The organism is Roseateles sp. UC29_93 (genome assembly GCF_042695725.1).
In the GTDB taxonomy this organism is placed as follows: Bacteria; Pseudomonadota; Gammaproteobacteria; order Burkholderiales; family Burkholderiaceae_C; genus Roseateles; species Roseateles noduli_A.
Map to the genome: position 1 here is coordinate 4,117,585 of NZ_CP170545.1, position 22,150 is coordinate 4,139,734.

Consider the following 22,150-nt stretch of genomic DNA (forward strand, 5'->3'; position numbering starts at 1 on the left):
TCTGATGTAGGGCTGGAACTACACGACCGCGGGCGAGCCGTCCTCGGCCGCCGACAGGATCATCCGCACATACGCGAGCGCGTCGTGCGCGCCGCTGGTCACCGGGCGGCCGTTGATGATCAGCCCGGGGACCGCGTTCAGGCCCTGGCTGCGAGCACGTCGTTCGTCGGCTTCCACTTCGGACAGCCGCGACAGTGACCGCGTCACGGCACCCGGCGCCATGCCGGAGGCCGCCGCGATCTTCTCGAGCACGGCGTCGTTGCCGATGTCCTGCCCCTCGCTGAAGTAGGCGACGAACAGCGCCTCGACGACGCGCGTCTGCAGAGCGGGTCCGCCCTCGACAAGCGCCTGGCGGACCAGCAGGTGCCCGGCCAGCGTGTGGGACGTGCGCGTCTGCAGGTCGTACCGGAAGACCGCGCCCACGGCACTGCCGGCGGCCATCGCGCGGCTGTCCATCGCGACGGCGGCCTCCCAGCTGCCGAAACGCGCGCTGCGGAAAGTCTTGCGATCCATGCCCGCCTTGGGCAGCGTCGGATTGAGCTGGAAGGGCAGCCATTCGACCTGGACCGCGACGCCCTGGTCCTGCAGGACGTTCAGTGCCTTGTCCAGGTGCCGCTTCCCGATGAAACACCAGGGACAGATGATGTCGAACACCACTTGAACGTGGATCGCTTGCTGCTTGTCGGATGCCATGTCGGCCCTCTGTGGTCAGTGTCGCGGCATGCTATCGAGGGCTCCCCGGAGGCGGGAGCCGCGATCACTGCACAGTGGGTGAGCGAAAACGCACGGCGCCGCCGTCGACGTGATCGGGCGGTCCCGCTACGGCGCCAGCAGCTCGCGCCGGACGGCGAAGAGCGTCAGCTCCACATCGTTGCGCACGCCGGTCTTCTCGAGGATGCGGGCGCGGTAGGTCGACACGGTGTTGGAGGACAGCACCAGCTGCTCCGCGATCTCGCCGACGCTGCGTCCGGCGACCAGCATCTGGAAGACCTGGTGCTCGCGGTGCGAGAGCACCTCATGCAACGGCACCGTGTCGTCCGCGGCGAAGCCGTCGCCGATGGCAGCGGCCAGATGCTCGGCGACGCTGGGCGTGATGAAGCGGCGGCCCCGGGCGACGGTGCGCACGGCATCGATCATCTGCTCGCTGTCCGCGCTCTTGTTGAGGTAACCCGCCGCGCCCAGCTTGAGGCTGCGCACCGCGTACTGCCGGTCCGGATAGGTCGAGAGCATCAGCACCGGCAGCTTGGGGAACTCGCTCCGGAGCGCCTTGAGGATGTCGAGCCCGTCGCGCTGCGGCATGGCGATGTCCAGCAGCACGACGTCGGGGCCCGAGCCGGCCGCCGCTCCCGCGCGGACCTGCTGGATCGCCTCCGGTCCGTTGGCGGCCTCGCCCATCACTCGCAGGTCGCTGGCCTCGGCGAGGATCTGCTTGATGCCTTCGCGCACGATGCGGTGGTCGTCGCAGATCAGCACGCGGATCGTCATGACGGCTCTCCTTCGCGCCGTGGCGCTTCCGTCCCCGGCTCGTGGCGCCGCATCTCTTCCAACGGCGCGCCTTCCAGGGGCATGACCAGCCGCACCGTCGTGCCGCGCCCGGGCGCGCTGGCGATGCCGAGCAGGCCGCCGAACTGCGCCGCGCGCTCGCGCATGCCGAGCACGCCGTAGCTGCGCGCGTCGTTGAGTGCCTCGTCCGGCGCGCCGATGCCGTCGTCGCTGACCTGGAGGTAGAGCACCGGCTGCGGCGGCGCGTCGACGTCGATCCGGATGTCGACGCGCGACGCCTGCGCGTGGCGCGCGACGTTGGACAGCACCTCCTGGAAGATCCGGAACACCGCGATCGCCAGGCCGCCTTCGGGCGGAGCGACATCGGCGGCGACGAAGATGCGAAAGCGCACCTCGCGCTCGTCGCTGCCGGCGAGCTGGAACTCCTGCGCCTGCCATTCCAGCGCGGCCCACAGGCCCTGGTGGTCGAGGATGCTCGGGCGCAGGTCCGTGATGATGCGGCCCACGGCATCGACGGCCGTGTCGACGAGGCCGCCCATGCGGTGGCACTTCGCCACCATCGCGGCGCGCTGGCCTTCGTCGCCGACGCGGCGCTCCAGCCAGTTGACGTCCATCTTCAGCGCGACCAGCAGCGAGCCGAGTTCATCGTGGATCTCGCGCGCGATGCGCTTGCGTTCGGTCTCGCGGACGGCCTCGAGGTGATGCGCGAGCTCGCGCAGCTGCGAGGTCCGCTCGGCGACGCGGCGCTCGAGCTGATCGTGGCTGGCGCGCAGCAGCTCTTCCGCGTGCTTGCGCTTGGAGATGTCGACGAAGGTGACCACGGCGCCCTGGACCTGCCCGTGCTCGAAGAGCGGGTAGCTCGAGTACTCGGCCGGGAAGGCGCTGCCGTCGGCGCGCCAGAGCACCTCGTCGTCGATGCGGCAGGGATCGCCGCGGCGGAAGGCGTTGAAGATCGGGCAGTCGCACTCGCGGTAGTCGCTGCCGTCGCCATGCGAGTGGTGGATCAGCGCATGCATGTTGCGCCCGAGCACCTCGTCGGTGCGCCAGCCCAGCGTGTCGCAGGCGGCGCGATTCACGAAGGTGCATCGGCCGTCCATGTCGATGCCGAAGATGCCCTCGCCGGTGCTGGCCAGCAGCAAGGCGAGCCGGCGCGCGGCCTCGTCCGGCGAGGCTTGATCGACGGCATCGGCGGAAGCGGGCAGGGCGGTCGACGTGGACATGCCCCGCGTGAGTGCAAGGGATGTGCCACGTCGAGCCGCCGTGCGGACTCAAGCGCGGCGCAGCTTCACCGACGGGAAGTCGACCGGCACCGCGAAGGCGACGTTCACATAGTTGGTGAACAGGTTCAGCGCGACGTGCGCCAGGATCTCGACGATGGCGCCGTCGTCGAAGCCGACGTCGCGCAGCGACTGCACGTCGGCGTCGTCGACCTGGGCGCGGTCGCTGACGACCTTCAGCGCGAAGCGCAGCGCGGCGGCGATCTTCGGATCGGCGGACTCGCCCATCTGCGCGGCGGCCATCTCATCGGCGCTGGCGCCCGCCTTGCGGCCGAGCGCGGTGTGCGCGGCCAGGCAGTACTCGCAGGCGTTGCGATCGGCGATGGCGACGGCGATCTGCTCGCCCAGCTTCGCGGGGATCACGCCGCCGCCCAGGGCGCCGAAGCTGCCCCACAGGCTCTTGATCGCGGCGGGCGAGTTGGCCACGGCGCGGAACATCGCCGGCGTGGCGCCGAAGGCGGCCTGGATCTGATCGAGCGCGACCTTGGCGTCGCCTTGGGCTTGCTTGGGATCGACGAGGGCGACGCGGGACGTGGTGGACATGATGATTCCTTTCGATGGTGGATGACGGGGGCTGTGTCAGGCAGCGTCTGGTGTTGGCTGCTGGACGTCAGTGTGGTCCTCGCAGGAGTACCATTGGCCGCGTTTCGTCCATCAAACGCATCCAAACGTCCATGGCTGCCAAGTCCGCGTCCTCTGCCGGTGCGTCCCCCATAGCGACCACCAAGGCGCCCCCCGCATCGACGGCGTCGCTCCCGCCGATCGACCGGCTGTCCTCGCTGCTGGAGCACTTTCGCGTGCGTGCGCGGCTGTTCCACGTCGGGCCGCTGTGCGGGGTCAACCCGTTCGATCCGCTGCCGGGCCGGGGCTTCCTGCATGTGATGAAGCGCGGCGAGATGGAGCTCCGCCACCCGGCCAGCGCCGGTCTGCCGCGCAAGCTGCGCGTGGACGAGCCCTCGCTGCTCTTCTATCCGCGACCGGTCGCGCACGAGTTCCGCAACCCGCCGCGCGAGGGGTCCGACTTCACCTGCGCGGAGCTGGAGTTCGACGGCGGCCCGCTCAATCCGCTGGTGCGCGCGCTGCCGCCGCTGGTGCTGCTGCCGCTGGCGCGCGTGGAGGGGCTGGAGATGTCCTTGCAGCTGCTGTTCGCGGAGACCGAGCGGCTGCGCTGCGGTCAGCGCGTGCTGGCGGACCGGCTGTTCGAGGTCGTGCTGATCCAGCTGCTGCGCTGGCTCATCGACCACCCGGCGGAGGCGGGCGTGCAGCCGGGACTGGTGACGGGCCTGTCGGATCCGCGCGTCGCGCTCGCGCTGGCGGCGGTGCACGAGGCGCCGGGCGAGCCGTGGTCGCTGGAGCGCATGGCGGCGCGCGCGGGCATGTCGCGCAGCGCGTTCGCGGCGCGCTTCCGCGAGCTGGTGGGGCAGGCGCCGGCGGCGTACCTCGCCGATTGGCGGCTGAGCCTCGCGCAGGAGCAACTGCGACTGGGTCGCTCGATCAAGCAGATCGCCGACCAGCTCGGCTACGCGAACGCTTCGGCGCTGTCGCGCGTCTTCACGCAGCGGGTGGGAAAGTCGCCGAGGGAATGGCGGCAGGGGATGGTGGCGCAGGGCGAGTCGAGCGCTTCTTCTTGAGACTTGCGTCCTCAGCCGACGGTGGAGCGTGGGCTTTGGGCTAGGCTTGCGGGCATGGATCTGCAGACGCTCATCGATACCGTGTATGAAGACCTTGATGCCTGCGTGAGCTCGGTGTCATTGGACGAGTCGGGCGACCTTCGCCTGCACATCGAGTACGACAGTTTCGTTCTGCCTGAAGAAACGCAACGCGTCGAACTCAAGTGCCTGCGGCCCAAGGAATTCAATGTCACTGCGGGCTGCTTCAGATCGATGGATCAGTTCAAGGAACACGTGCTGCTGGCCGACCATCACGGACCGCAGTCGCAGATATTCTTTTCCTCTGCGCCGACATCGCCGGAAGAGGTGTTCTATCTGGCCCACGCCATGCTCACAAAGGAGTTCGGGCATTGGCGCGATCCAGCGACGTATCTGAACGGTCCACCCGAGCAACTGCGAAGGCACCTGGCTGGCGGCTACGGATTGCTGGCCCGCGGCCCCCGTTTCGCGATGGACGCGCTGGCTGCCGCCGTCGATCCACTCTTGATCGTCAAGACAATCGAGTCACATTCGATGCAAAGTTCCGTCATGGTTTTGATACTCGACCGTCAATTCGTGATCTGCGGAATCGGTCGAAGTTCTGCGTGGGGACCACTGATCGTGTCGCTGCAGCAGAACGTCCAGCAACAGAGCGAGGAGTGCCGCTTCTGCCACATGGAGATCGCGCCGGATCCGGTCATCGAAGAGATCGCGCGCGAAGGCTTCGCGATCATCGATCGTCCTGACGGTCCCAGTCCTCCGTCCCTGCGCCTTCAGCCCCTCACATGCGGCGCGCAGCAGCGCGGTGGCTACCGAAGTCGATCCCCGAGTTTGGCGGACGGCAGGATTCGCTGACCTGAATTTGCGCGACAAGCCAGCCTCGGAGACGAAGCATGATCCGGGTATGTCGATAAGCAGATTTGCACACGTCTTCTTGGCCAGCCTCCTGGCGGTGGGAACCCTGTGTGCCGCGGCCGCCGATGCGATCCGCATCCCGTTCAAGAGCGCCACGCCGGCCACCTTGCACGACGTCGCGCGGGAGAGGAGAGACCGGTGGCCCGTCACGGAGGTCTGGGGAGACCTCAGCTTGCCGGCCGGCGCGAACGGCCCGATCCCGGCCGTCGTGCTCGCTCATGGCAGCGACGGGGTCACGCCGAGCCTCGCCCAGTGGGTGAATCTCTTCAATGACATGGGTGTCGCCACGTTTGTCGTCGACAGCTTTGGCCCCCGCCGGCGTGTCATCGACCGCCGCGGACCAGACATCAGTGCCTGCTGCTGCGAACCTCATGGATTCGTTCGCGGCGCTGCAACTGTTGGCTCACGATCCCCGGATCGACGCCACGCGCATCGGCATCATGGGGTTTTCGCGCGGTGGGACGGTGGCGTTTCAAACCGCTCAGCGGCCGTTCCTTCGAGCCGCCGTCAAAGGCGGGGAGTCATTCGCCTTCCACATCGCTGCGTACGCGGGCTGTTTGCAGGTCTACACCTCGCAGGACGTGACGCTGGCCCCGCTGCTCAATCTCGTCGGCGCAGCGGACGACTACACCCATCCAGAGCCGTGCGAAGCCTTGGCTGCCGAGTACGCGGCCCTGGGAACACCGGTGAAGAGCATCCGTTACGACGGCGCCCACCATGCCTGGGACAGCCTGCTTCCGGTGCGATGGCTCCCGAACGCCACCAGCGGGTACGCCTGCGGTGTCGTGCGGACCGACATACCCAGCTGGACCGTGACGGCCCTGCGCACCGGTGCCACCATCCCGCCCGCGGACGTCGCGGCGTTCTACAGCAGCTGCGTCACGAGAGGTGCGCATGTCGGGCGCAACGCCGCAGCCTTCGAAGCGTCGCGCAAGGACGCTGCGCGTTTCGTCCTGGATCTTCTTTCCGCCCCGGGAAGATGACCAATCCTCGGTCCAGCCGCAGGCGCCCCGGCCAGCAGGCAAGGAATTTGCCGCCCTTGCCATCTGGAGACGTTCCTGAAGCAGTTTTCAGACGACCCGGCTCCAGCGGATCAGATGATCGAAGACGCATCGCCACGGACGCCATTGATCGGACACCGGCCTTGTGGTCGACTGAGCTTCTGGGAAATCTTCCGATGCTTGACAAGCCTGCTGTACTCCACGGTAGATGCGCTTGCGGTCGCGTCGAGTTCGCGGCGCACGCGCTGAGCACGACGGCCTGCGTGTGCTACTGCGATACCTGCCGCCACGCGTCTGGTGGCGCAGGCATTGCGTGGGTCGCGGTCGATGAAGCGTCCTTGCGCATCAACGGAAATGCGACCTCGTGGCACTCCCGCGAGGGATTGCGGCGCTTCTGCGGTTGCTGCGGCAGTCAGCTCTTCGCTGTGGACCATCCAAGGTCGAGCACCTTTCAGGTCACCGTCGGCTCTCTGACCAACGATGAACTCATTGTGGGAACTCAAAGTGCCTCGGCGGAAACCCGCCGACGATGGGACGCCACGCACACCCTACGCTCCCGTAGCGAGGAGGTCTCGGCTGAGCAGGTCATCCCAGCTCAACCACCGGACTTGCCGCAGGCGGGCGTGCGCTTCGACAACCTTCTCGCGAACGCGCCCGATGCGTTCGTGACGATAGACCCCAAGGGGCTCGTCTCCGACTGGAGCCGACGCGCCCAGGAGACTTTTGGATGGAGCTACGCCGAAGCCATCAGACAGCCGTTGCACGAACTCATCATCCCGCCCGAACATCGGTCCGCCCATGTACGAGGCCTCTCGCGCTTGCAACTGACCGGTCATGGACCTGTGCTGGGTCGGCGTTTCGAGGTGGACGCCCTTCGCAAGGACGGCAGCAGAATTCCCGTGGAGCTGTACGTGGCACCCATGAGCATGAATGGCGGCATGGGAGCAACCGCGTTTCTGAGAGACCTCAGCGCGCAGCGCGCCGCGCAAGCGAGGGCCGAAGCCGAGGTCCGCTCCACGACATCGTTGCTGCAGCGCACTGGAGAACTGGCGTCCGTAGGAGCGTGGGTCGTCGACCTGGTCGCCGAGCGCATCACGTGGTCACCGGTCGCCAGGCAGATTCATGGGGTCGACGACGCGTTTGAACCCGACGGCCCAGAGTGTCGCGAAGTTCTATTCTTACGAAGCGCTGAAGACCCTGCAGGCCGCCTTCAAGCGGGGTGTGGAGACTGGAGAACGCTGGGCACTCGAACTTCCCTTCGTCACCGGCGATGGCGAGGCACGTTGGGTGCGCGCCATTGGCGACACCGAGTTCGATGCGAACGGCTCCGCGATTCGGGTCGTGGGCGCCGTCCAGGACATCACCGAACACAAGCGGCTGGAGGAAAGGATCGCGGCCAACGAGCAGTTCATGCGCAGCATCACCGACAACTTGCCTGTTCGTATCGGATATCTTGACCCGCAAGGGCGTTACCAATTTTCCAACCGCGCCAACTGCGAGCGTCTGCGGGCTGCGCGGGAGATGGTCCTGGGCCGGACTCGCGTCGAACTGTTGGGGCACAAAGGGAACGAGGCCGGCACTGCTCATCTCGATGCGGCGCTCAAGGGCATTCGTCAGCGGTTCGAGCAGACGGAGAGGGTGGATGGAAAGCTCGTTCACACGGAGAGCCAGCTCATCCCCGATCTCAACGGCGCGGGCGAAGTGCAGGGCATCTTCACCATTGGCGTCGACATCACCGAGCGCAAAGCCGCAGAAGAATCGCTGCGTGTACTGACTCAGATCTTTGACGCCACGCCGGACTACGTTGTCCAGGCAGATCGAGATGGACGCGTGACCTACATGAATCCTGCCGTGCGCAGGGCCGTGGACATTGCCATCGACGCCGACGTCTCGAAGTACAGCTTCCTGGACTTCAATACGCCCGAGACCACCAGGCGATACAGAGCCGAGATCATCCCGGAGGTGCTTGCCCGAGGCGTGTGGATCGGCGAGACGTCCGTGGTCGTTGCGTCAGGCGTCATCCCCGTCAACCATATGGTTCTGGCTCACAGCGATGCGTCAGGGGAGGTCGTTCGTTACTCATCGGTCATGCGCGACATCTCGCAGGTGGCGGGACGCGCTGACCGGACTGGCCAACCGCCAGGGCCTTGAGTCCTTCCTGCGCAGCATTCCGCCAACGCAGGTCAGGGGCACCGCCATGCGCTACGTGGACATCGCCGCCAAGTCGCGCCACCCAAGGTGGCCTGACCGATTCGAAACGTTGGCCGAGGGTCGGCGCGGACAGGGCATCGATCTTGCCCGTTCTATCCATCACGCAACGATCCAGACCGTCGCACTGGCCGGGACGCGATTGCCGCGAGACATCAGCGTTCGAAGGATCCCATGTCTCCAGCGCAAGCTTCACGACGCGACTCGACCGAGCAACGGTGCCGGCATCCGACGGGTTTTCCGCTCCACTTCCTTGTCGCCGCCAGGTCGTGGACGCCATTGCGCAGGGCGGCGCGAGAAGGACGCAGCCATGACGCTCAAGTCGAAGCTCAATTACTCGTTCGTCGCACTGGTGGGGTTGGTCGTCCTCATGGGCGCATTTGGCCTGGTGCAGCTGGCTCAAGTGAACGCGGTCGCCAACGACATCGCGAGTGAACAGTTGCCCAGCGTCACTTCGCTGGCCAACATACGCGCAACCGCCAATCAGCTCCGACGCGCCGAGGCGGAGCACGTGCTCAGCAAGAACGAGCCTGAGATCAAGGCAGCGGATGCGCGAATCGCAAGCCTGCGAGCAGCGCTCGCCAAGCAGGAAGAGGACTACAAGCCCCTCGTCGCTCCCGGCGAGGAAGCGCAAGGGTTCGCCGACTATCAAAAGCTTCGAGACACCTTCTTCAAGTCCATGGATGCGGTGCTGGCGCTATCTCGCGCCGGGGAAGACTCGTTCTCCCAGGCGCGAGAAGCGCACCTCACCACGTCCAAGCCCACTTTCGAAGCCTGGGTCGCGGCGATCGGTCGCTTGGTCGACATCAACAACGCGAGCGCGGCGGCCGCCGCGCACCAGGCGTCGGCCACCTACAGCTTTGCCAAGGGCGCGTCGTGGAGTCTCATGGCCCTTGCGGTCGTGATCGGCGCCATCCTGTCCACGGCCATCGTCCGCAACGTGCTCGGCCAGATCGGCGGCGACCCGGAGGTTGCGGTATCACTGGCAAGGAAGGTTGCCGACGGGGACCTCACGACTGACATCCAACTCGGCGCAAGCGATGAACGGAGCGTTCTTGCGGTGCTCAGGCAGATGCAGGGAAAGCTCAGCGGCGTCGTTTCCTCAGTCCTCGAGAACGCCCATGGCGTGGCCACGGCTTCCGCGCAGATCGCACAGGGCAACTCCGACCTGAGCAGCCGCACGGAACAACAGGCGTCCGCGCTGGAGGAGACCGCCTCCTCGATGGAACAGCTCGGCGCGACGGTGCGCCAGAACTCGGACAACGCCATGCAGGCCAACCAGCTTGCAAGCAGCGCTTCGGAGGTCGCAAAGCTGGGAGGTCAATCCGTCTCCGAGGTCGTGGCGACCATGCGCGATATCAACGAGTCATCGCAGCGGATTGGCGACATCGTTGGAGTCATCGACGGCATCGCCTTCCAGACAAACATCCTCGCGCTGAACGCCGCGGTCGAGGCCGCGCGCGCCGGAGAGCATGGCAAGGGTTTTGCGGTCGTGGCGCAGGAAGTTCGTACATTGGCCCAGCGAAGCGCTACCGCCGCAAGAGAAATCAAGACGCTCATCGCCACCAGTTCCGAACGCGTTGAGCGGGGAACATCGCAGGTGGATACGGCCGGACAGAAGATGCAGGAAATCGTCACCTCGATCCAGCGGGTCACGGACATCATGGCCGAGATCAGTGCCGCATCGCTTCAGCAGAGCCAAGGTGTCGCCCAGGTGGGCGAAGCCATCGGGCAGATGGACCGGACCACACAGCAGAACGCCGCACTGGTCGAACAGAGCGCCGCAGCCGCAGAGAGTCTGCGCGCCCAATCCGAGCGCCTGGTGGGGCTTGTTGCCATGTTCAAGGTTCGATAGACATCCGAACAGGCTGCCTTGGATGTCCGCAGTTCCTGTCGGCGACCACCGCGACCCAAGCCTTTCACGATGATGCACCGGACCCCAAGGCAGAATCCGGACGTACGGGGCGAGCCCGGCGTCAGGCCTGCCGGGAAGCCCATCTTGAGGAATGGAGCAGCATCAATGGCACTGACGAAGAAGGGCGAGTTCTGGTACGGGACCACGTCCGGCGACACCCAAGCCGAACTGCGCAGCTACAGCGTTGCGAATCGCCATGAGGCCGTCAGGTTCGCCTCGTCCAAATGCGATTGCGGATGCCGGACCTTCGCGCTGCAGACTGATGAAGAGGCCGGTGTGGCAATCCGCACCTGCACTGACTGCGGGCAGGAACACCTGACGGGCGACAGTGAGGACTACGTTGAAGAAGCCTCGCCTGAGGCGCACGAGTGCGTGTGCGAGAACGAGGTGTTCGAGCTGGTGTCCGGCGTCTCCGTGTACGAAGGCACGCATGACGTGCGCTGGTACTACATTGCTTGCCGCTGCGTGGAATGCAACCTGGTCGGGGTCTTCGCAGACTGGAAGTGCGAAGCAGGTGACGCAGCGGCCTTCCTCGCCAAGGTCTGAGATGACGTCATCGATGGACTGGGCTGCATCAATGATCCCCAGCGCAGCAATGCCGCCGCGGCTTCAGGCTGGTTGCGGTCCTCCGCACAGCGGCCGCCGGCTGACTCCGCCACCCTGAGCCGACATCCACTGTCCTGATGTCGCCGCCCTGAAGCTGCCGGTCAGACACGCCCACAGTCACCCGTAGGAGGCCCCGCAGCGCAGGGCACACGTCGGCGGGCAGCACTAAGGGGGATTGAGGCGTAGCGCGCGCTCGCTGTTTCAGCTGATCGAGGGTCTGAGGTACGCGTTCCTCCAGGCGGCCGAGCGCACCCTGGCGCGCACGCCGCGCATCGTCGAGCTGCACGAGCGGGTGGCCGAGCAAGCACGGATGACGGCCTATCTGCGCAGCGAGCGGCGCATTGCGTTCAACGAGCAGGGCACCTTCCGTCGTTACCCGGAGCTCGACCTTGCCTGAGTGGTGGTGATGCTGCTGGCGCGAATCAGATCTTGATCAGGCGAACCCAGGTCCGGATGAAGGTGCGGGGGCGTTTCGCTTCTTCGTTCAGACCGTTCTGAAGCAGAGGGCTTTCATTGAGCTTGACGCTCAGCGGCCTTCGCTTGGCCTTGACGGCTTCAGTCAGCTCGGGGCCGTTCTGCGGGGCGATCTTGTCCGAGATGCCGTGTTTGTTGTACTTGTCAATGCTGCCCGTGCCCGGGAGCGCCTTCCAGAAGCTCAATGGGCTTGGGTAGCGGTCGCGCCAACCGTACAGCTCCCGAAAGGCGTAGCCGAGCTTGCTCAGCTCGGGCGCCAGTACATCCCAAGACTCCACGGTGACCTGAGCCTTGCTTCCCTTCTTGTCTCTGAAGAAGTCGAAAGATGCGCTGGGGCTCGTAGTTGACCTTGTAGTACTCGACGATGCCGCGGTAGAAGTGCGGGGCGTGGCCAGCTCGGCCCAGGTACTTCTCTACCGTTTCAACGTCGTCCGTGGGTGGGGCCTCATGCTCGATCCGGTGCCCGAGCAGGGGCGTGCTGTGCCAGACACTCGGGTCGCTGAAGCTGATGCGCGCATACGGGTCGACTTCTTCTTCCTTGATGTCCCCCGAGGCGAGGCCCTTTTGCGCATAGCCCAGGCGTCGAGCCTTCAGGTCTTTCTGCACCTCGTCGGGCAGCCCCTCTTCGAGCTTGGCCTGCCCTTCGAGGTCGGGCTTGGTGGAGGCGCCTTGCATCTTCAAGGCGTTGTCGTAGGTGAGGTTCACGAACAGCGTGGTGCCGCGGCTGTCCTTGTGGAAGCCGACGTCGCTCTGCGTGCGTTCGCGGTACCAGTCCACGTCGACGATCACCTCGTGGGTCTTGCCGATCTCTTCTGAATTCTTATCGAGGTACGCCAGTTGCCCGGCGGCCTGAAGAGTCGAATGAACCAGCAGCTTGATGTCTCCCAGGTTGTCGTCGATGTCGGCCGGCCAGGGCTTCATGCCGTGTTCTTCGTCGTGGGTCGTGCGCTCGTCCTTCTCGAATTCGCCCGCTCGATAGCTGAGCGAGACCAGCCGGTAGCCGAAGCCAACTTGTCCCACTTCCTTGAGCTTGTCGATCAGCCTCCTTTGCAGCCCTTCCGCAGTGATCTCCTTTTCGCCTTTCACCGGCATGTCTTTGAGCGAGCCGACCGAATCATCGGGAAGCTCCTTCAACTGGGCGCTCGGCACCCAGGGGGACACACGCCGTTCGCCGAGCAGATGGCTGAGCTGCCGGCGCTGCAGGGCCATGCGCGGCCCGTGGTGGATGCCGTCGATCAAAGCCCGCTGCACCGAGGCGCGTGCACCGGGCTCGAACCCTCCTGAGGAGGCGTCTGCAGCCTGGGACCGCGCACCCGCAGTCGCGGCGGGCTCGGAGGGGATCTGGCGGGCGGCTGCCTTGTCTGCATGTTTCATGCAGCCAGCGTGGCCTTGCGAGCCCATTGCAGCCATCGGCAGATTGCGGACAACGCGCTTCAGGATTGCTGATGTCCTCCCGCCGATGCGCCGTAGCCGCAGGGCACCCGCTTCGGGCGCGAGTCTCGAACGGGCCGCGTGGCAAAGCGCGGCGCCCCACAGCCAATGCCTACAGCACCCCCGGCGGTGGCAATGGGGTTACCTCAGTTCAACTTCCGATTGCTTCGATATCGGCATGACGGTGTGCAAGGCCCTGCAGCGGTATCAGGTCACCGGTGACGCACCGTCATCTGCAGATGCCCCGAAAGCTGCCGCTTGTCGATGACTCCTTGCGGCAGGTTGCTGACATCGGCGTCCATTGCTCTCAACGGCTGCACCCGCTGCGATGCCGTCACGGCTCCAGGCTGTGTGCAGCCGTTCAGTGTCGGCAGGTGACGGTCAGCTCGCACTTCAGGCAGACGCAAGTATCGAGGCCCTGTGAGATCGAGCCCAAGCCTGCGAGAACGGGGATGCCAGCAACGCGTCGGACATGATCCCTGCCTGATCCTGCAGTTCAAGGGCCTCAGGTTCATCGTCGAACTGGCAGGCTGGATCAACAGAACTCTGGCGGATTCTGACCGGGCCGCTGAGCCGAGCGCCGCTCGTGCTCAAACCTTGGTAGGGGTTGGATAAACCTACCTCCGATGGTGATGCCGTGTCGAACCTGATGTCATGCGTCAACTCCTCTGAAGAGCAACCATGATCCGCACGAACCCATCCACTGACGCGATCTCAATGCCCAGTTCGCCTGCGAATCGCGCATCTCTGTCGACGCTCTACCTGTGCCGCGGCTTGCTCGCGCTGTTGTGGGCAGCCGCCTTCGCCCCGGCACACGCGACCTCGGGCCCCGCGGCGACGGCATTGCTCGTGAGCTATCCGCTGATCGACGCAGTCTCATCGCTGGTCGACTACCGCGCGCTGAAGCGCGACGCGGAGCGCCGCATCACCGCCTTCAATGCGGCTCTGAGCACTCTTGCGGCGATCGCCACTGGCTCCGCGTCAGCCTACGGCCCCGCCGCCGTGCTCGCCGTCTTCGGCGTCTGGGCGGCCATCGCCGGTGCGGCGCAGTTCGCGCTGGGCATTCGCAGGCGTGGCCAGGAACTCGGTCAACAGTGGCCGATGCTCATCTCCGGTGGCCTGTCCTTTCTCGTCGGCATCGCGTACTGCATCCAGGCCACGGGGCCCATGCCGTCCCTGGCCGTGCTGTCGGTCTATGCGACCGGAGGCGGTGGATTCTTCGTCATCCAGGCGGGACTGCTGGCATGGCGCTCGCGCCGCCAGCGCTGATCCCGACACCTCGTTCGTTGATCGCCGGCCTGCCGACTCGTCTGCAGAACCCTTTCAGCACCCCATCTGTCTCCACGTCGGAGCAATCAAAGGACACCCAATGCACAAGCAACCCGTATCGACATCCGATGCACCGACTGCCATCGGCATCTACTCCCAAGCTGTTCGAGCTGGCAGCACCATCTGGCTATCAGGCCAACTCCCATTGGATCCGCGGACCAACAGGATGGTCGACGGCAATCCCGAGTCGCAGATCCGGCAGGTTTTCGAGAACCTCCGCGCGGTCGTCACGGCAGCCGGCGCGACGTTCGACGGCGTCGTGAAGGTCAATGTCTACCTGACCGACCTTGCCCATTCCGCGCTCCTCAACAGCGTCATGGCGGAGTACTTCCAGAAGCCTTACCCCGCACGCGGCACGGTCGGCGTGGCGGCACTCGCTGGCGGGGCGCTGGTCGAGGTCGAGTGCGTCGTCGCGCTGTGAGGCGCCAGATCCAGTTCAAGACGAATACACCATGACAAGAACCGTTGCAGATCAGTTCGTGGACACCCTTCGGGCTGCTGGCGTCAAGCGCATCTTCGGCGTCGTCGGGGACAGCCTGAACGGGTTGACCGAAGCCGTACGCCGTCGAGGCGACATCGAATGGGTGCCCGTCAGGCACGAGGAGGTTGCCGCCTTTGCCGCCGGGGCGGAAGCACACCTGACGGGATCGCTCGCCGTTTGTGCCGGAAGCTGCGGGCCGGGCAACCTGCATCTGATCAATGGACTGTTCGATTGCCATCGCTCAGGCGTGCCAGTGCTTGCCATCGCAGCTCATATTCCTTCACCGGAAATCGGCACAGGCTATTTCCAGGAGACTCACCCCCAGACACTCTTCCAGGAGTGCAGCCACTACTGCGAATTGGTCTCCGACCCCGAGCAGATGCCTCGGACCCTGGAGATCGCGATACGCGAGGCAGTGAGCAAGCGGGGGGCTCTGTCGTGACGATCCCGGGCAATGTCGCGCTTCTTCCGGCCACCGAGGCACCCACGGCGAGGACGTCGAGCCTGCTGCCGGCGGCGCCCTTGGTGACGCCCGCCGGAGACGAGTTGGTCAAGCTCGCGGAGATGTTGAACAGCGGTCGGCGGATCACGGTGCTGTGCGGCTCCGGATGCCAGGGTGCCCACGATCAACTGATCTCTGTCTGCGAGCGATTGAACGCGCCCGTGGTGCATGCGCTCCGGGGCAAGGAACACGTCGAGTGGGACAACCCCTACGACGTCGGCATGACGGGCTTGATCGGCTTCTCGTCGGGCTACTACGCCATGCTCGATTGCGATGTCCTGCTGATGCTGGGGACCGATTTCCCCTACCGGCAGTTCTACCCCCGCGAGGCGGGTGTGCGCATCGCCCAGGTCGACATCAGAGCGGAGCACATTGGACGTCGTGCACCGGTCGACCTCGGAATCGTGGGAGACGTCCGAGCGACGCTGGAGGCCTTGCTGCCGCTGCTTCAGCAGAATCCAGACGCCGCCCACCTGACGCAGGCGCGCGAGCATTACCGGAAGACTCGCAAGGGTCTCGACGATCTCGCGGCGCCTGGTCGACGGGGCATCCATCCACAGCAGATTGCCAAGGCGCTCAGCGACCAGGCCGCCGACGATGCGGTCTTCACCTGCGACGTCGGCCTGCCGACCGTGTGGGCCTCTCGATATCTCGCCATGAACGGCAAGCGCCGATTGATCGGCTCGTTCTGGCACGGGTCGATGGCGAACGCGATGCCACACGCGATCGGCGCGCAAGCCGCATTTCCTGGCAGACAGGTGATCTCGCTTTCAGGCGATGGCGGGTTCACGATGCTGATGGGTGACTTCCTGAGCCTCGCCCAGTTGGGACTGCCGGTGAAGGTGGTGGTCTTCAACAATTCGGCCCTGGGATTCATCGAGCTGGAGCAGAAGTCGACCGGCACGCTCAACGTCGGTACGGAACTGAAGAACCCGTCCTTTGCAGCAATGGCGGAGTCCGTCGGCGTGCGCGGAATCCGGCTCGAGCATCCCGACGAGGTGGACCGAGGCATCGCGCAAGCGTTGGCACATGACGGGCCTGTCCTTGTCGATGCGGTCGTGAACCGAAGCGAGCTTGCGATGCCTCCCGCCATCACGCTTGAGATGGCCAAGGGCTTTTCGCTCTACATGCTTCGGGCCGTGATGAATGGCCGCGCTGACGAAGTCATCGAGCTCGCACGCTCGAACCTGTGGCGCTGAACTGCGGGAGTGAAATGAAAAGAGATGTTGAAAGCGCGCCCACGGATGCAGCCTGGGACGCTGCGCGAATCACGCGGGCATCGTCTGAACTCTGGCGGCTTCCCGCGACCGAGCTTGCGCAGCTGGTGCGGCTGCGCAAGGTCTCCGCTCGGGAAGCTGCGGTGGATGCACTGAAGAGACTGGACGAGGTCAATCCGCGGATCAACGCGGTGGTGGCGCATCGACCCGAACAGGTGCTCGCGCAGTCAGATGAGTTGGATCGCAGGATCGGACGCGGCGAGGACGTGGGGCCATTGGCCGGCGTTCCTGTGACGGTCAAGATCAATGTCGACATGGCGGGCTTCCCCACGACGAACGGGACCCACCTTCAGAAGGACTTCGTCGCCAAGGTGAACAGTCCCGCGGTCGAGAACCTGGTACGTGCAGGCGCGGTGCTCCTGGACGTAGCAACGCGCCGACCTTCGCGCTGCGCTGGTTCACGAGCAATTCGCTCGACGGCGCTACCCGCAATCCGCGCGGTTCCGCGCTGACCCCTGGCGGCTCGTCGGGCGGTGGTGCCGCCGCCGTCACCGCCGGCATCGGACACCTCGCCGTAGGTACGGACATCGGCGGATCGCTGCGCTATCCGGCCTACGCCTGCGGCATCCATGGTTTGCGGCCCACGCTCGGGCGGGTTCCCGCCTACAACGCCTCCTCTCCTGAGCGCCCCATTGGCCCGCAGATGATGTCGTCCACGGGACTGATGGCCCGAACGATCGACGACCTCCGGATCGGCCTCGCGGCCATGGCGGCGCCCGATCTGCGGGATCCCTGGTGGGTGCCGGTGCCCCTCGAGGGGCCCGAGACGCCACTGGTTGCGGCGATGTGTCTTCGCCCCGGGGGCATGGAGATAGACGAGCACGTCGAGGCGGCCCTGCTGGACGCGGCACGACGCCTCTCTGACGCCGGGTGGACCGTGACGGAGATCGACGATGTGCCGCTCATGCGAGAGGCGGCTGACGTGCAGATGCAACTGTGGCTGGGCGACGGCTTCGCCAACCTCGTCGATGCCGCTCGCCGCGACGGCGATACAGCCGCACTCGCCGTGGTCGATGCGGTCAGGGGCATGGCCGAGGCGCTGCCTGGCGATGTCGTCAGCCGCGCGTTGGTGTTGCGCACCACCGTGCAACGGGCTTGGCGGCGGTTCTTCACCGAGTATCCGGTACTGTTACTGCCGGTCTCTGGCGAATTGCCTTTCCAGGACGGACTCGATCTACAGGGACAGGCGGGATTCGAACGCGTATGGCGAGCTCAACTTCCCATGAGAGCGCCGCCGGCGCTTGGCCTGCCCGGGCTTGCTATCTCCACCGACCTTGTCGGCCCGGTACCCGTCGGCGTGCAGATTCTCGCCAGTCACTACAGGGAGGATCTGTGCCTCCTGGCCGGCAAGGCCATTGAGGCTCGCGGGACGCCTGCGTCTCCCATTGATCCGATCGTCTGAGCGAGGGCAATCGATTCACGGGCAACTGCCTGCTGGTGCTGGGGGGTATTGCCCCCTGCCTGTTGGCATTGACCACGTCCGCAGAGGCGGATTCAACCGGTCGCCAAGCAAACCTACCCGCAGGACGAGAACCTCCACGTGTCTCACGAGACCATCTATCGCAGCCTATTTGTTCAAGCGCGCGGCGCATTGAAGAAGGAGCTGCTGGAGCACCTGAGGCGCACTCGGGGAATGCGGCGATCCCGCCACCATACGCAGAAGACGGTGATCCAGGTCTACTTCTGCGACCCGCGGAGCCCGTGGCAGCGCGGCAGCAACGAGAACGTCAACGGTCTGCTCAGGCAGTACTTTCCAAAGGGCATGGACCTTTCCGAGTACACGCAGCTTGAGCTCGACGCCATTGCCCGACAATTGAACGAGCGGCCGCGCAAGACGCGCGGCTATCAGACCCCGGCAGAGATGTTCAACCTATGTGTTGCATCCACCGGTTGAATCCGCCCTGCAAAGCAGCCGTCAGCGTCAGGCCGAGCCCGATCCTTCGCCCCGTCACGGATTGGCGTACTGCGCCACCCCATTGCCGAACGACCAGTTCTCGCGCTTGACCTCGACCAGGTTGATGAAGACATCCTCCGGCCGGACGTCCAGCGGTGCCAGGCGCTCGACGATCGTCTTGTACAGCGCGCGCTTCTGATCCAGCGTCCGTCCCTCGTTCAGCGTGATCTGGATGTAGATCAGCCGGCTCGAGCGTGGGATGTCCAGATAGCCGGGGTCGAAGACGAAGTGCGTCTCGTCGTGCTCGGTCAGGATCTGGAAGTTGTCCTTGTCCGGGACATTGATCGTGTGGCGCATGGCCTCGTAGACCGCGGCTCCCACCTGGCGGGGATAGCTGGGGTCGGACTGGCGCTGCATGTCGATTCGAACCAAGGGCATGACGGCATCCTGTTGTTCACCGGAATTGGCCCCCTCATCCTGTCATGCCCGGGAATGCCCAGCGGGCTCAGGGCCATTGCATGGGGTCAGGCCGTGCGCCGTCACGTCGACCGCCTGCAGTCGCCGTGCTCGGTGGCAGCCATGATGGAGCGCCGCGGGCAACGTCTCCTCCGGTGGCTCGTGGATCACGCCTTTCCCACCCCCGATCTCAGCGAATCGCCGATATCCGCCACCGGCGACCGGTCACAGCATCAGGTGTCCCGACGGAGTCGACACCCATGCCCGAAGAGAACCCCTTTCGTCCGTCCGAGTACACCGCCGCGTTGCTGCGGCAGTTGCGGCTGATCGGGCCCTTCAGCGGCCGCGCGCTGGAAATGGGCACCGGCAGCGGCGTCGTGCTGGCAGCGCTGGCGGCGGCCGGCGCGCGCGAGTTGGTCGGCGTCGACATCGAGCCCGAGGCCGTCGACCATGCCCGCGCGCTGCTGCGGGCGCAGCGCATCCCCCATGCCACCGTGCATCACGGCGACCTGTGGGAGCCGCTGCGCGGGGAGCGCTTCGACCTGATCGCCTTCGACCCGCCCCAGTTGCCCCTGCAGGACGACTGCACCGACGGCGCCCGGCTGCGCAGCTGGAGCGACGGCGGCCGGGAGGGCCGCGAGGTGCTGGACCGCTTCCTCGACGGCCTTGGCGACCACCTGGCGCCGGCGGGCGTGGCCGTCCTCACTCACAGCAGCTTTGTCGGACTGGAGGAGACCACTCGGCGCCTGTCGGTCCAGGGCCTGCGCCTGGACGTCGCGCAGACCGTGTCGGCGCCGGTCCCGGCCTGGAAGGTGCGCCTGCTGCCTCCGCGCTGGCTGGAGAGCCACCTGGGCCGGGCATTCCATGTCGTCGGCCCCTACGTGTTCTGCGACTTCCATGTCGTCGAGATCCGGCATGCCTTGGTCGACCCGTGCGCGTGACTGGCGGCTGACGCTCCCGTGCCTCGTCCTGGCGCTGAGCGGCGGGGCGGCACAGGCGGCGCCCGACACCCCGGACACCCCCGACGCCCGCGACCTCCCGTCCGCCGTCCATTGCGAGGCCGCTCCCGACACGCTGGCGCGCGTGCGCTGCCGCGGCGAGATCCGCATCGGCGTGCGCGCGTTCTACCCGCCGTTCAGCCAGTCGACGGCGGACGGGCCGCAGGGCTTTGAACCCGCGCTGGCGCGACTGCTGGCGGCGCGGCTGGGCGTCGGCGTGCGCTTCGTGGAGGTCGACGCCGCGAACCGGATGGTGACCCTGGGCGACGGGCGCGTCGACCTGCTGATCGCCACCACCGGCCATACCTCGCAGCGCGACGGCCAGGCGCTGTTCGTGCGGCCGCACTACTACGAATCGCATACCGTTGTCGTGGGACTGCGCAGCACCGGGCCGCCCGAGCTGCGGACGCTGTCGGCACTGGCGGGGCGCACGGTCTGCGTGACCATCGGCAATTCAACCAATGCCGAGCTGGCGGTCAACGGCGCGCGACTGATGCTCTTCGGCACAGCGCGCGCGCTGGTGGAGCAGTTGCAGGCGGGCACCTGTCCGCTGGCCGCGCATGACGACAGTCTGCTGTTGCCCTTGCTGCCGGCGAGCTACGAGGTGAAGCTGTCCTTCGCGCCGCTGCCGTGGGGCGTGGTCGTGCGCCGCGACGGCGCGCCGCTGGCATCGCTGCTGGCTCGCGAACTCCGCCAGTTGCACGCCGACGGAACCCTGCTGCGCCTGGCGCATGAACACGACGTCCCGGAGGACTGGCTGGAAGCACAGCGACGGCGATGGTCGTCGCCTCCCTGCGATGCGCCCGCGGCGCTCGAGCCGGCGCCTTGTCTCGACCCGCCGCGCGACAACCACCTGGCCCCGACGCCGATTGCCGACGCCGTCGAACGGCTGGAGGATTGGCTGCAGGAGCACTGGCGGCTGGAGGTGACGCTGGCCATGCTCAAGACGCGGGTCGCGCTGCGCCTCTTCCTGGAGGGCATCGGCTACTCGGTCGCGCTGGTCGTCGGGGCGGTGCTGTCGACGGTGCTGCTGGCGCTGGGCTTCGGCGCCGGTCTGACGGCACGCTCGCGCGCGCTGCGCTGGCCTTTGCGCGGCGTGCTGCTGACCACCCAGTCCACGCCGATGGTGTTGATGATGACCGTCGCCGGCCTGCTGCTCAGCGGCGCCGGCCAGTCCACGCCGGCGACGGCCTCGCTGGTGGCGGTCGTCGTGCTGGGCCTGTTCAACGGCAGCAACGCCGGGCAGGCGGTGGCCGAGGCCCGGCGGGCCCTGCGCGATGAAGGCCGCAGCGCCGGCCTGCGCGCCGCGGCGCTGCGGGCGAGGGCGCAGATCGCGGCCTTCGCGGTCAACGCCACGCGCGGCACGCCGGTGGCATCGCTGATCGGTGTGCCGGAGCTGCTCGCGGCGCAGACCGACATCGCGTCCTTTTCCTCCCGGTCGACGACGACCTTCGCGCTGCTGCTGGTCTTCTACATGGCGCTGGTGTCGCTCGTCGTGGCGCTGCTCCACCGCGTGGAGTCGCGGCTGCAAGCGGCGCCAACCGCGCCGCGACCGACACAGGCGCCGCAATGAGCGCGCCGGACGCTTCGCTGCTTCAGGTCCTGTCGGTCTTCGCGCCGACCTTCGTGCGCGCGCTCGGCACGAACCTGTCGCTCGCCCTGGAGGCGCTCGCGATCGGGCTGCCGGCGGGGCTGGCGCTCGGCGCGTTGCGCCTGCCCGAGACCCACGGCGAGCCATCGACGTGGCGGCGGCTGAGCGCGAGCGGGGCCGGCACCGTGGTCGCACTGCTGCGGGCGGCGCCGGCCTTCGTCGTCATGCATGTGCTGCTGCATGCGCTGCCCGCCCGCTGGGCGATGTCGCCGGGCGGCGCGGTGGCGTGGTCGTTGTCGGCCTATGCCGCCGCCTACGTGGCGGACAACCTGCGGGTGGCCGTTCTGGACTGGCGGGCCGGCGCGCGTGGCGGCGTGCCGCTGTTCCTGATGGGGCTGGCCCGGGCCTATTTCGTCATGGTGCTGTCCAGCGGCTTCGGCGCCGCCGTCGGCGTCAAGGAAGCGACCGCCGTGACGCTGCGCGCGCTGGAGCAACTGCCCCAGGCCGCCGACCGGCTGTGCCTGATCGGGGGCGTGGTGCTGGTCTTCGTCGCGCTTCGCCAGGCGGTGGACGCGGCGATCCTGGCCGCGCAACGGGGGGTGGAGCGCCGCTCCGGCTAGGCGCCGCTGAAGGGTGCTCGCCC

Annotated in this window: 20 protein-coding genes and 4 pseudogenes; 16 read left to right on the forward strand and 8 right to left on the reverse strand. The window is 66.5% G+C overall.

The window, feature by feature from the left end:
- Positions 1-18: 18 nt before the first annotated feature.
- The 4 genes from ACFJIX_RS19175 to ACFJIX_RS19190 all read right to left on the reverse strand — a co-directional run bounded on the left by ACFJIX_RS19175 (position 19) and on the right by ACFJIX_RS19190 (position 3,323).
- Positions 19-693, reverse strand: coding sequence for a DsbA family oxidoreductase (locus ACFJIX_RS19175; protein ID WP_377153802.1), 675 nt, complete (start codon positions 691-693; stop codon positions 19-21).
- Between the two features lie 126 nt (positions 694-819).
- Positions 820-1,485: a response regulator gene (locus ACFJIX_RS19180; RefSeq protein WP_377153804.1), complete on the reverse strand. Its 666-nt coding sequence runs from the start codon at positions 1,483-1,485 to the stop codon at positions 820-822.
- Positions 1,482-2,723 carry a PAS domain S-box protein gene (locus ACFJIX_RS19185; protein ID WP_377153806.1) on the reverse strand — a complete coding sequence of 414 codons (1,242 nt, stop codon included), beginning with the start codon at positions 2,721-2,723 and terminating at the stop codon, positions 1,482-1,484. Before ACFJIX_RS19185 ends, ACFJIX_RS19180 begins: the two co-directional genes overlap by 4 nt.
- A gap of 48 nt (positions 2,724-2,771) precedes the next feature.
- Positions 2,772-3,323 carry a carboxymuconolactone decarboxylase family protein gene (locus ACFJIX_RS19190; protein WP_377153808.1) on the reverse strand — a complete coding sequence of 184 codons (552 nt, stop codon included), beginning with the start codon at positions 3,321-3,323 and terminating at the stop codon, positions 2,772-2,774.
- A gap of 131 nt (positions 3,324-3,454) precedes the next feature.
- Here ACFJIX_RS19190 and ACFJIX_RS19195 point away from each other — a divergent pair, with 131 nt between their 5' ends.
- The 8 genes and pseudogenes from ACFJIX_RS19195 to ACFJIX_RS19230 all read left to right on the forward strand — a co-directional run bounded on the left by ACFJIX_RS19195 (position 3,455) and on the right by ACFJIX_RS19230 (position 11,471).
- Complete coding sequence (locus tag ACFJIX_RS19195) at positions 3,455-4,411, forward strand: cupin domain-containing protein (protein WP_377153810.1); 957 nt, start codon at positions 3,455-3,457, stop codon at positions 4,409-4,411.
- A 54-nt stretch (positions 4,412-4,465) separates the two neighbouring features.
- On the forward strand, positions 4,466-5,284 hold the full coding sequence (locus tag ACFJIX_RS19200; protein WP_377153812.1) for a DUF2024 family protein: 819 nt from the start codon (positions 4,466-4,468) through the stop codon (positions 5,282-5,284).
- A 431-nt stretch (positions 5,285-5,715) separates the two neighbouring features.
- Complete coding sequence (locus ACFJIX_RS19205) at positions 5,716-6,327, forward strand: dienelactone hydrolase family protein (RefSeq protein WP_377153814.1); 612 nt, start codon at positions 5,716-5,718, stop codon at positions 6,325-6,327.
- A 194-nt stretch (positions 6,328-6,521) separates the two neighbouring features.
- Positions 6,522-7,325 (forward strand): annotated as a pseudogene (locus ACFJIX_RS19210) (PAS domain S-box protein); the annotation flags it as partial.
- Between the two features lie 142 nt (positions 7,326-7,467).
- Complete coding sequence (locus ACFJIX_RS19215; RefSeq protein ID WP_377153816.1) at positions 7,468-8,496, forward strand: PAS domain-containing protein; 1,029 nt, start codon at positions 7,468-7,470, stop codon at positions 8,494-8,496.
- A 367-nt stretch (positions 8,497-8,863) separates the two neighbouring features.
- On the forward strand, positions 8,864-10,408 hold the full coding sequence (locus tag ACFJIX_RS19220; protein WP_377153818.1) for a methyl-accepting chemotaxis protein: 1,545 nt from the start codon (positions 8,864-8,866) through the stop codon (positions 10,406-10,408).
- A gap of 165 nt (positions 10,409-10,573) precedes the next feature.
- Positions 10,574-11,014 carry a hypothetical protein gene (locus ACFJIX_RS19225; protein WP_377153820.1) on the forward strand — a complete coding sequence of 147 codons (441 nt, stop codon included), beginning with the start codon at positions 10,574-10,576 and terminating at the stop codon, positions 11,012-11,014.
- A 235-nt stretch (positions 11,015-11,249) separates the two neighbouring features.
- Positions 11,250-11,471, forward strand: a complete 222-nt coding sequence (locus tag ACFJIX_RS19230) for a glutathione S-transferase family protein (RefSeq protein ID WP_377153822.1) — start codon at positions 11,250-11,252, stop codon at positions 11,469-11,471.
- Positions 11,472-11,496: 25 nt separating this feature from the next.
- Here the strand turns inward: ACFJIX_RS19230 and ACFJIX_RS19235 are convergent, their stop codons facing one another.
- The 3 genes from ACFJIX_RS19235 to ACFJIX_RS19245 form a co-directional block, all read right to left on the reverse strand.
- The gene (locus tag ACFJIX_RS19235; protein WP_377153824.1) at positions 11,497-11,733 is read right to left on the reverse strand and encodes a hypothetical protein; all 237 of its coding nucleotides are present in this window, start codon (positions 11,731-11,733) and stop codon (positions 11,497-11,499) included.
- Positions 11,693-12,922 carry a hypothetical protein gene (locus ACFJIX_RS19240; protein ID WP_377153826.1) on the reverse strand — a complete coding sequence of 410 codons (1,230 nt, stop codon included), beginning with the start codon at positions 12,920-12,922 and terminating at the stop codon, positions 11,693-11,695. The genes ACFJIX_RS19235 and ACFJIX_RS19240 overlap by 41 nt, the downstream gene beginning before the upstream one ends.
- Before the next feature lie 269 nt (positions 12,923-13,191).
- Entirely contained in the window at positions 13,192-13,317 is a 126-nt protein-coding gene (locus ACFJIX_RS19245) for a hypothetical protein (RefSeq protein WP_377153828.1), read from the reverse strand.
- Between the two features lie 343 nt (positions 13,318-13,660).
- On the opposite strand from ACFJIX_RS19245, the gene ACFJIX_RS19250 reads away from it, so the two are divergent.
- From ACFJIX_RS19250 to ACFJIX_RS19270, 5 genes and pseudogenes are all read left to right on the forward strand, one after another.
- Entirely contained in the window at positions 13,661-14,248 is a 588-nt protein-coding gene (locus ACFJIX_RS19250) for a DUF308 domain-containing protein (RefSeq protein ID WP_377153831.1), read from the forward strand.
- A gap of 100 nt (positions 14,249-14,348) precedes the next feature.
- Positions 14,349-14,729 (forward strand): Rid family detoxifying hydrolase, encoded by a 381-nt coding sequence (locus ACFJIX_RS19255; protein WP_377153835.1) that lies wholly within the window; start codon positions 14,349-14,351, stop codon positions 14,727-14,729.
- A 31-nt stretch (positions 14,730-14,760) separates the two neighbouring features.
- Positions 14,761-16,490: pseudogene (poxB, locus tag ACFJIX_RS19260) on the forward strand (ubiquinone-dependent pyruvate dehydrogenase).
- 68 nt (positions 16,491-16,558) lie between these two features.
- Positions 16,559-17,970: pseudogene (locus ACFJIX_RS19265) on the forward strand (amidase family protein).
- A 105-nt stretch (positions 17,971-18,075) separates the two neighbouring features.
- Positions 18,076-18,462, forward strand: a pseudogene (locus tag ACFJIX_RS19270) (IS30 family transposase); the annotation flags it as partial.
- A 54-nt stretch (positions 18,463-18,516) separates the two neighbouring features.
- Here the strand turns inward: ACFJIX_RS19270 and ACFJIX_RS19275 are convergent.
- Positions 18,517-18,900, reverse strand: coding sequence for a tautomerase family protein (locus tag ACFJIX_RS19275; RefSeq protein WP_377153838.1), 384 nt, complete (start codon positions 18,898-18,900; stop codon positions 18,517-18,519).
- 278 nt (positions 18,901-19,178) lie between these two features.
- Here ACFJIX_RS19275 and ACFJIX_RS19280 point away from each other — a divergent pair, with 278 nt between their 5' ends.
- Genes ACFJIX_RS19280 through ACFJIX_RS19290 form a run of 3 tightly spaced genes read left to right on the forward strand, consistent with a single transcriptional unit; the run spans position 19,179 to position 22,127 of the window.
- A complete protein-coding gene (locus ACFJIX_RS19280) occupies positions 19,179-19,859 on the forward strand; it encodes a HemK2/MTQ2 family protein methyltransferase (RefSeq protein WP_377153841.1) in 681 nt (226 codons plus the stop codon).
- Positions 19,834-21,489 (forward strand): transporter substrate-binding domain-containing protein, encoded by a 1,656-nt coding sequence (locus ACFJIX_RS19285; protein ID WP_377153844.1) that lies wholly within the window; start codon positions 19,834-19,836, stop codon positions 21,487-21,489. The genes ACFJIX_RS19280 and ACFJIX_RS19285 overlap by 26 nt, the downstream gene beginning before the upstream one ends.
- A complete protein-coding gene (locus ACFJIX_RS19290) occupies positions 21,486-22,127 on the forward strand; it encodes a hypothetical protein (protein ID WP_377153847.1) in 642 nt (213 codons plus the stop codon). The genes ACFJIX_RS19285 and ACFJIX_RS19290 overlap by 4 nt, the downstream gene beginning before the upstream one ends.
- The last annotated feature ends 23 nt before the right edge of the window (positions 22,128-22,150 follow it).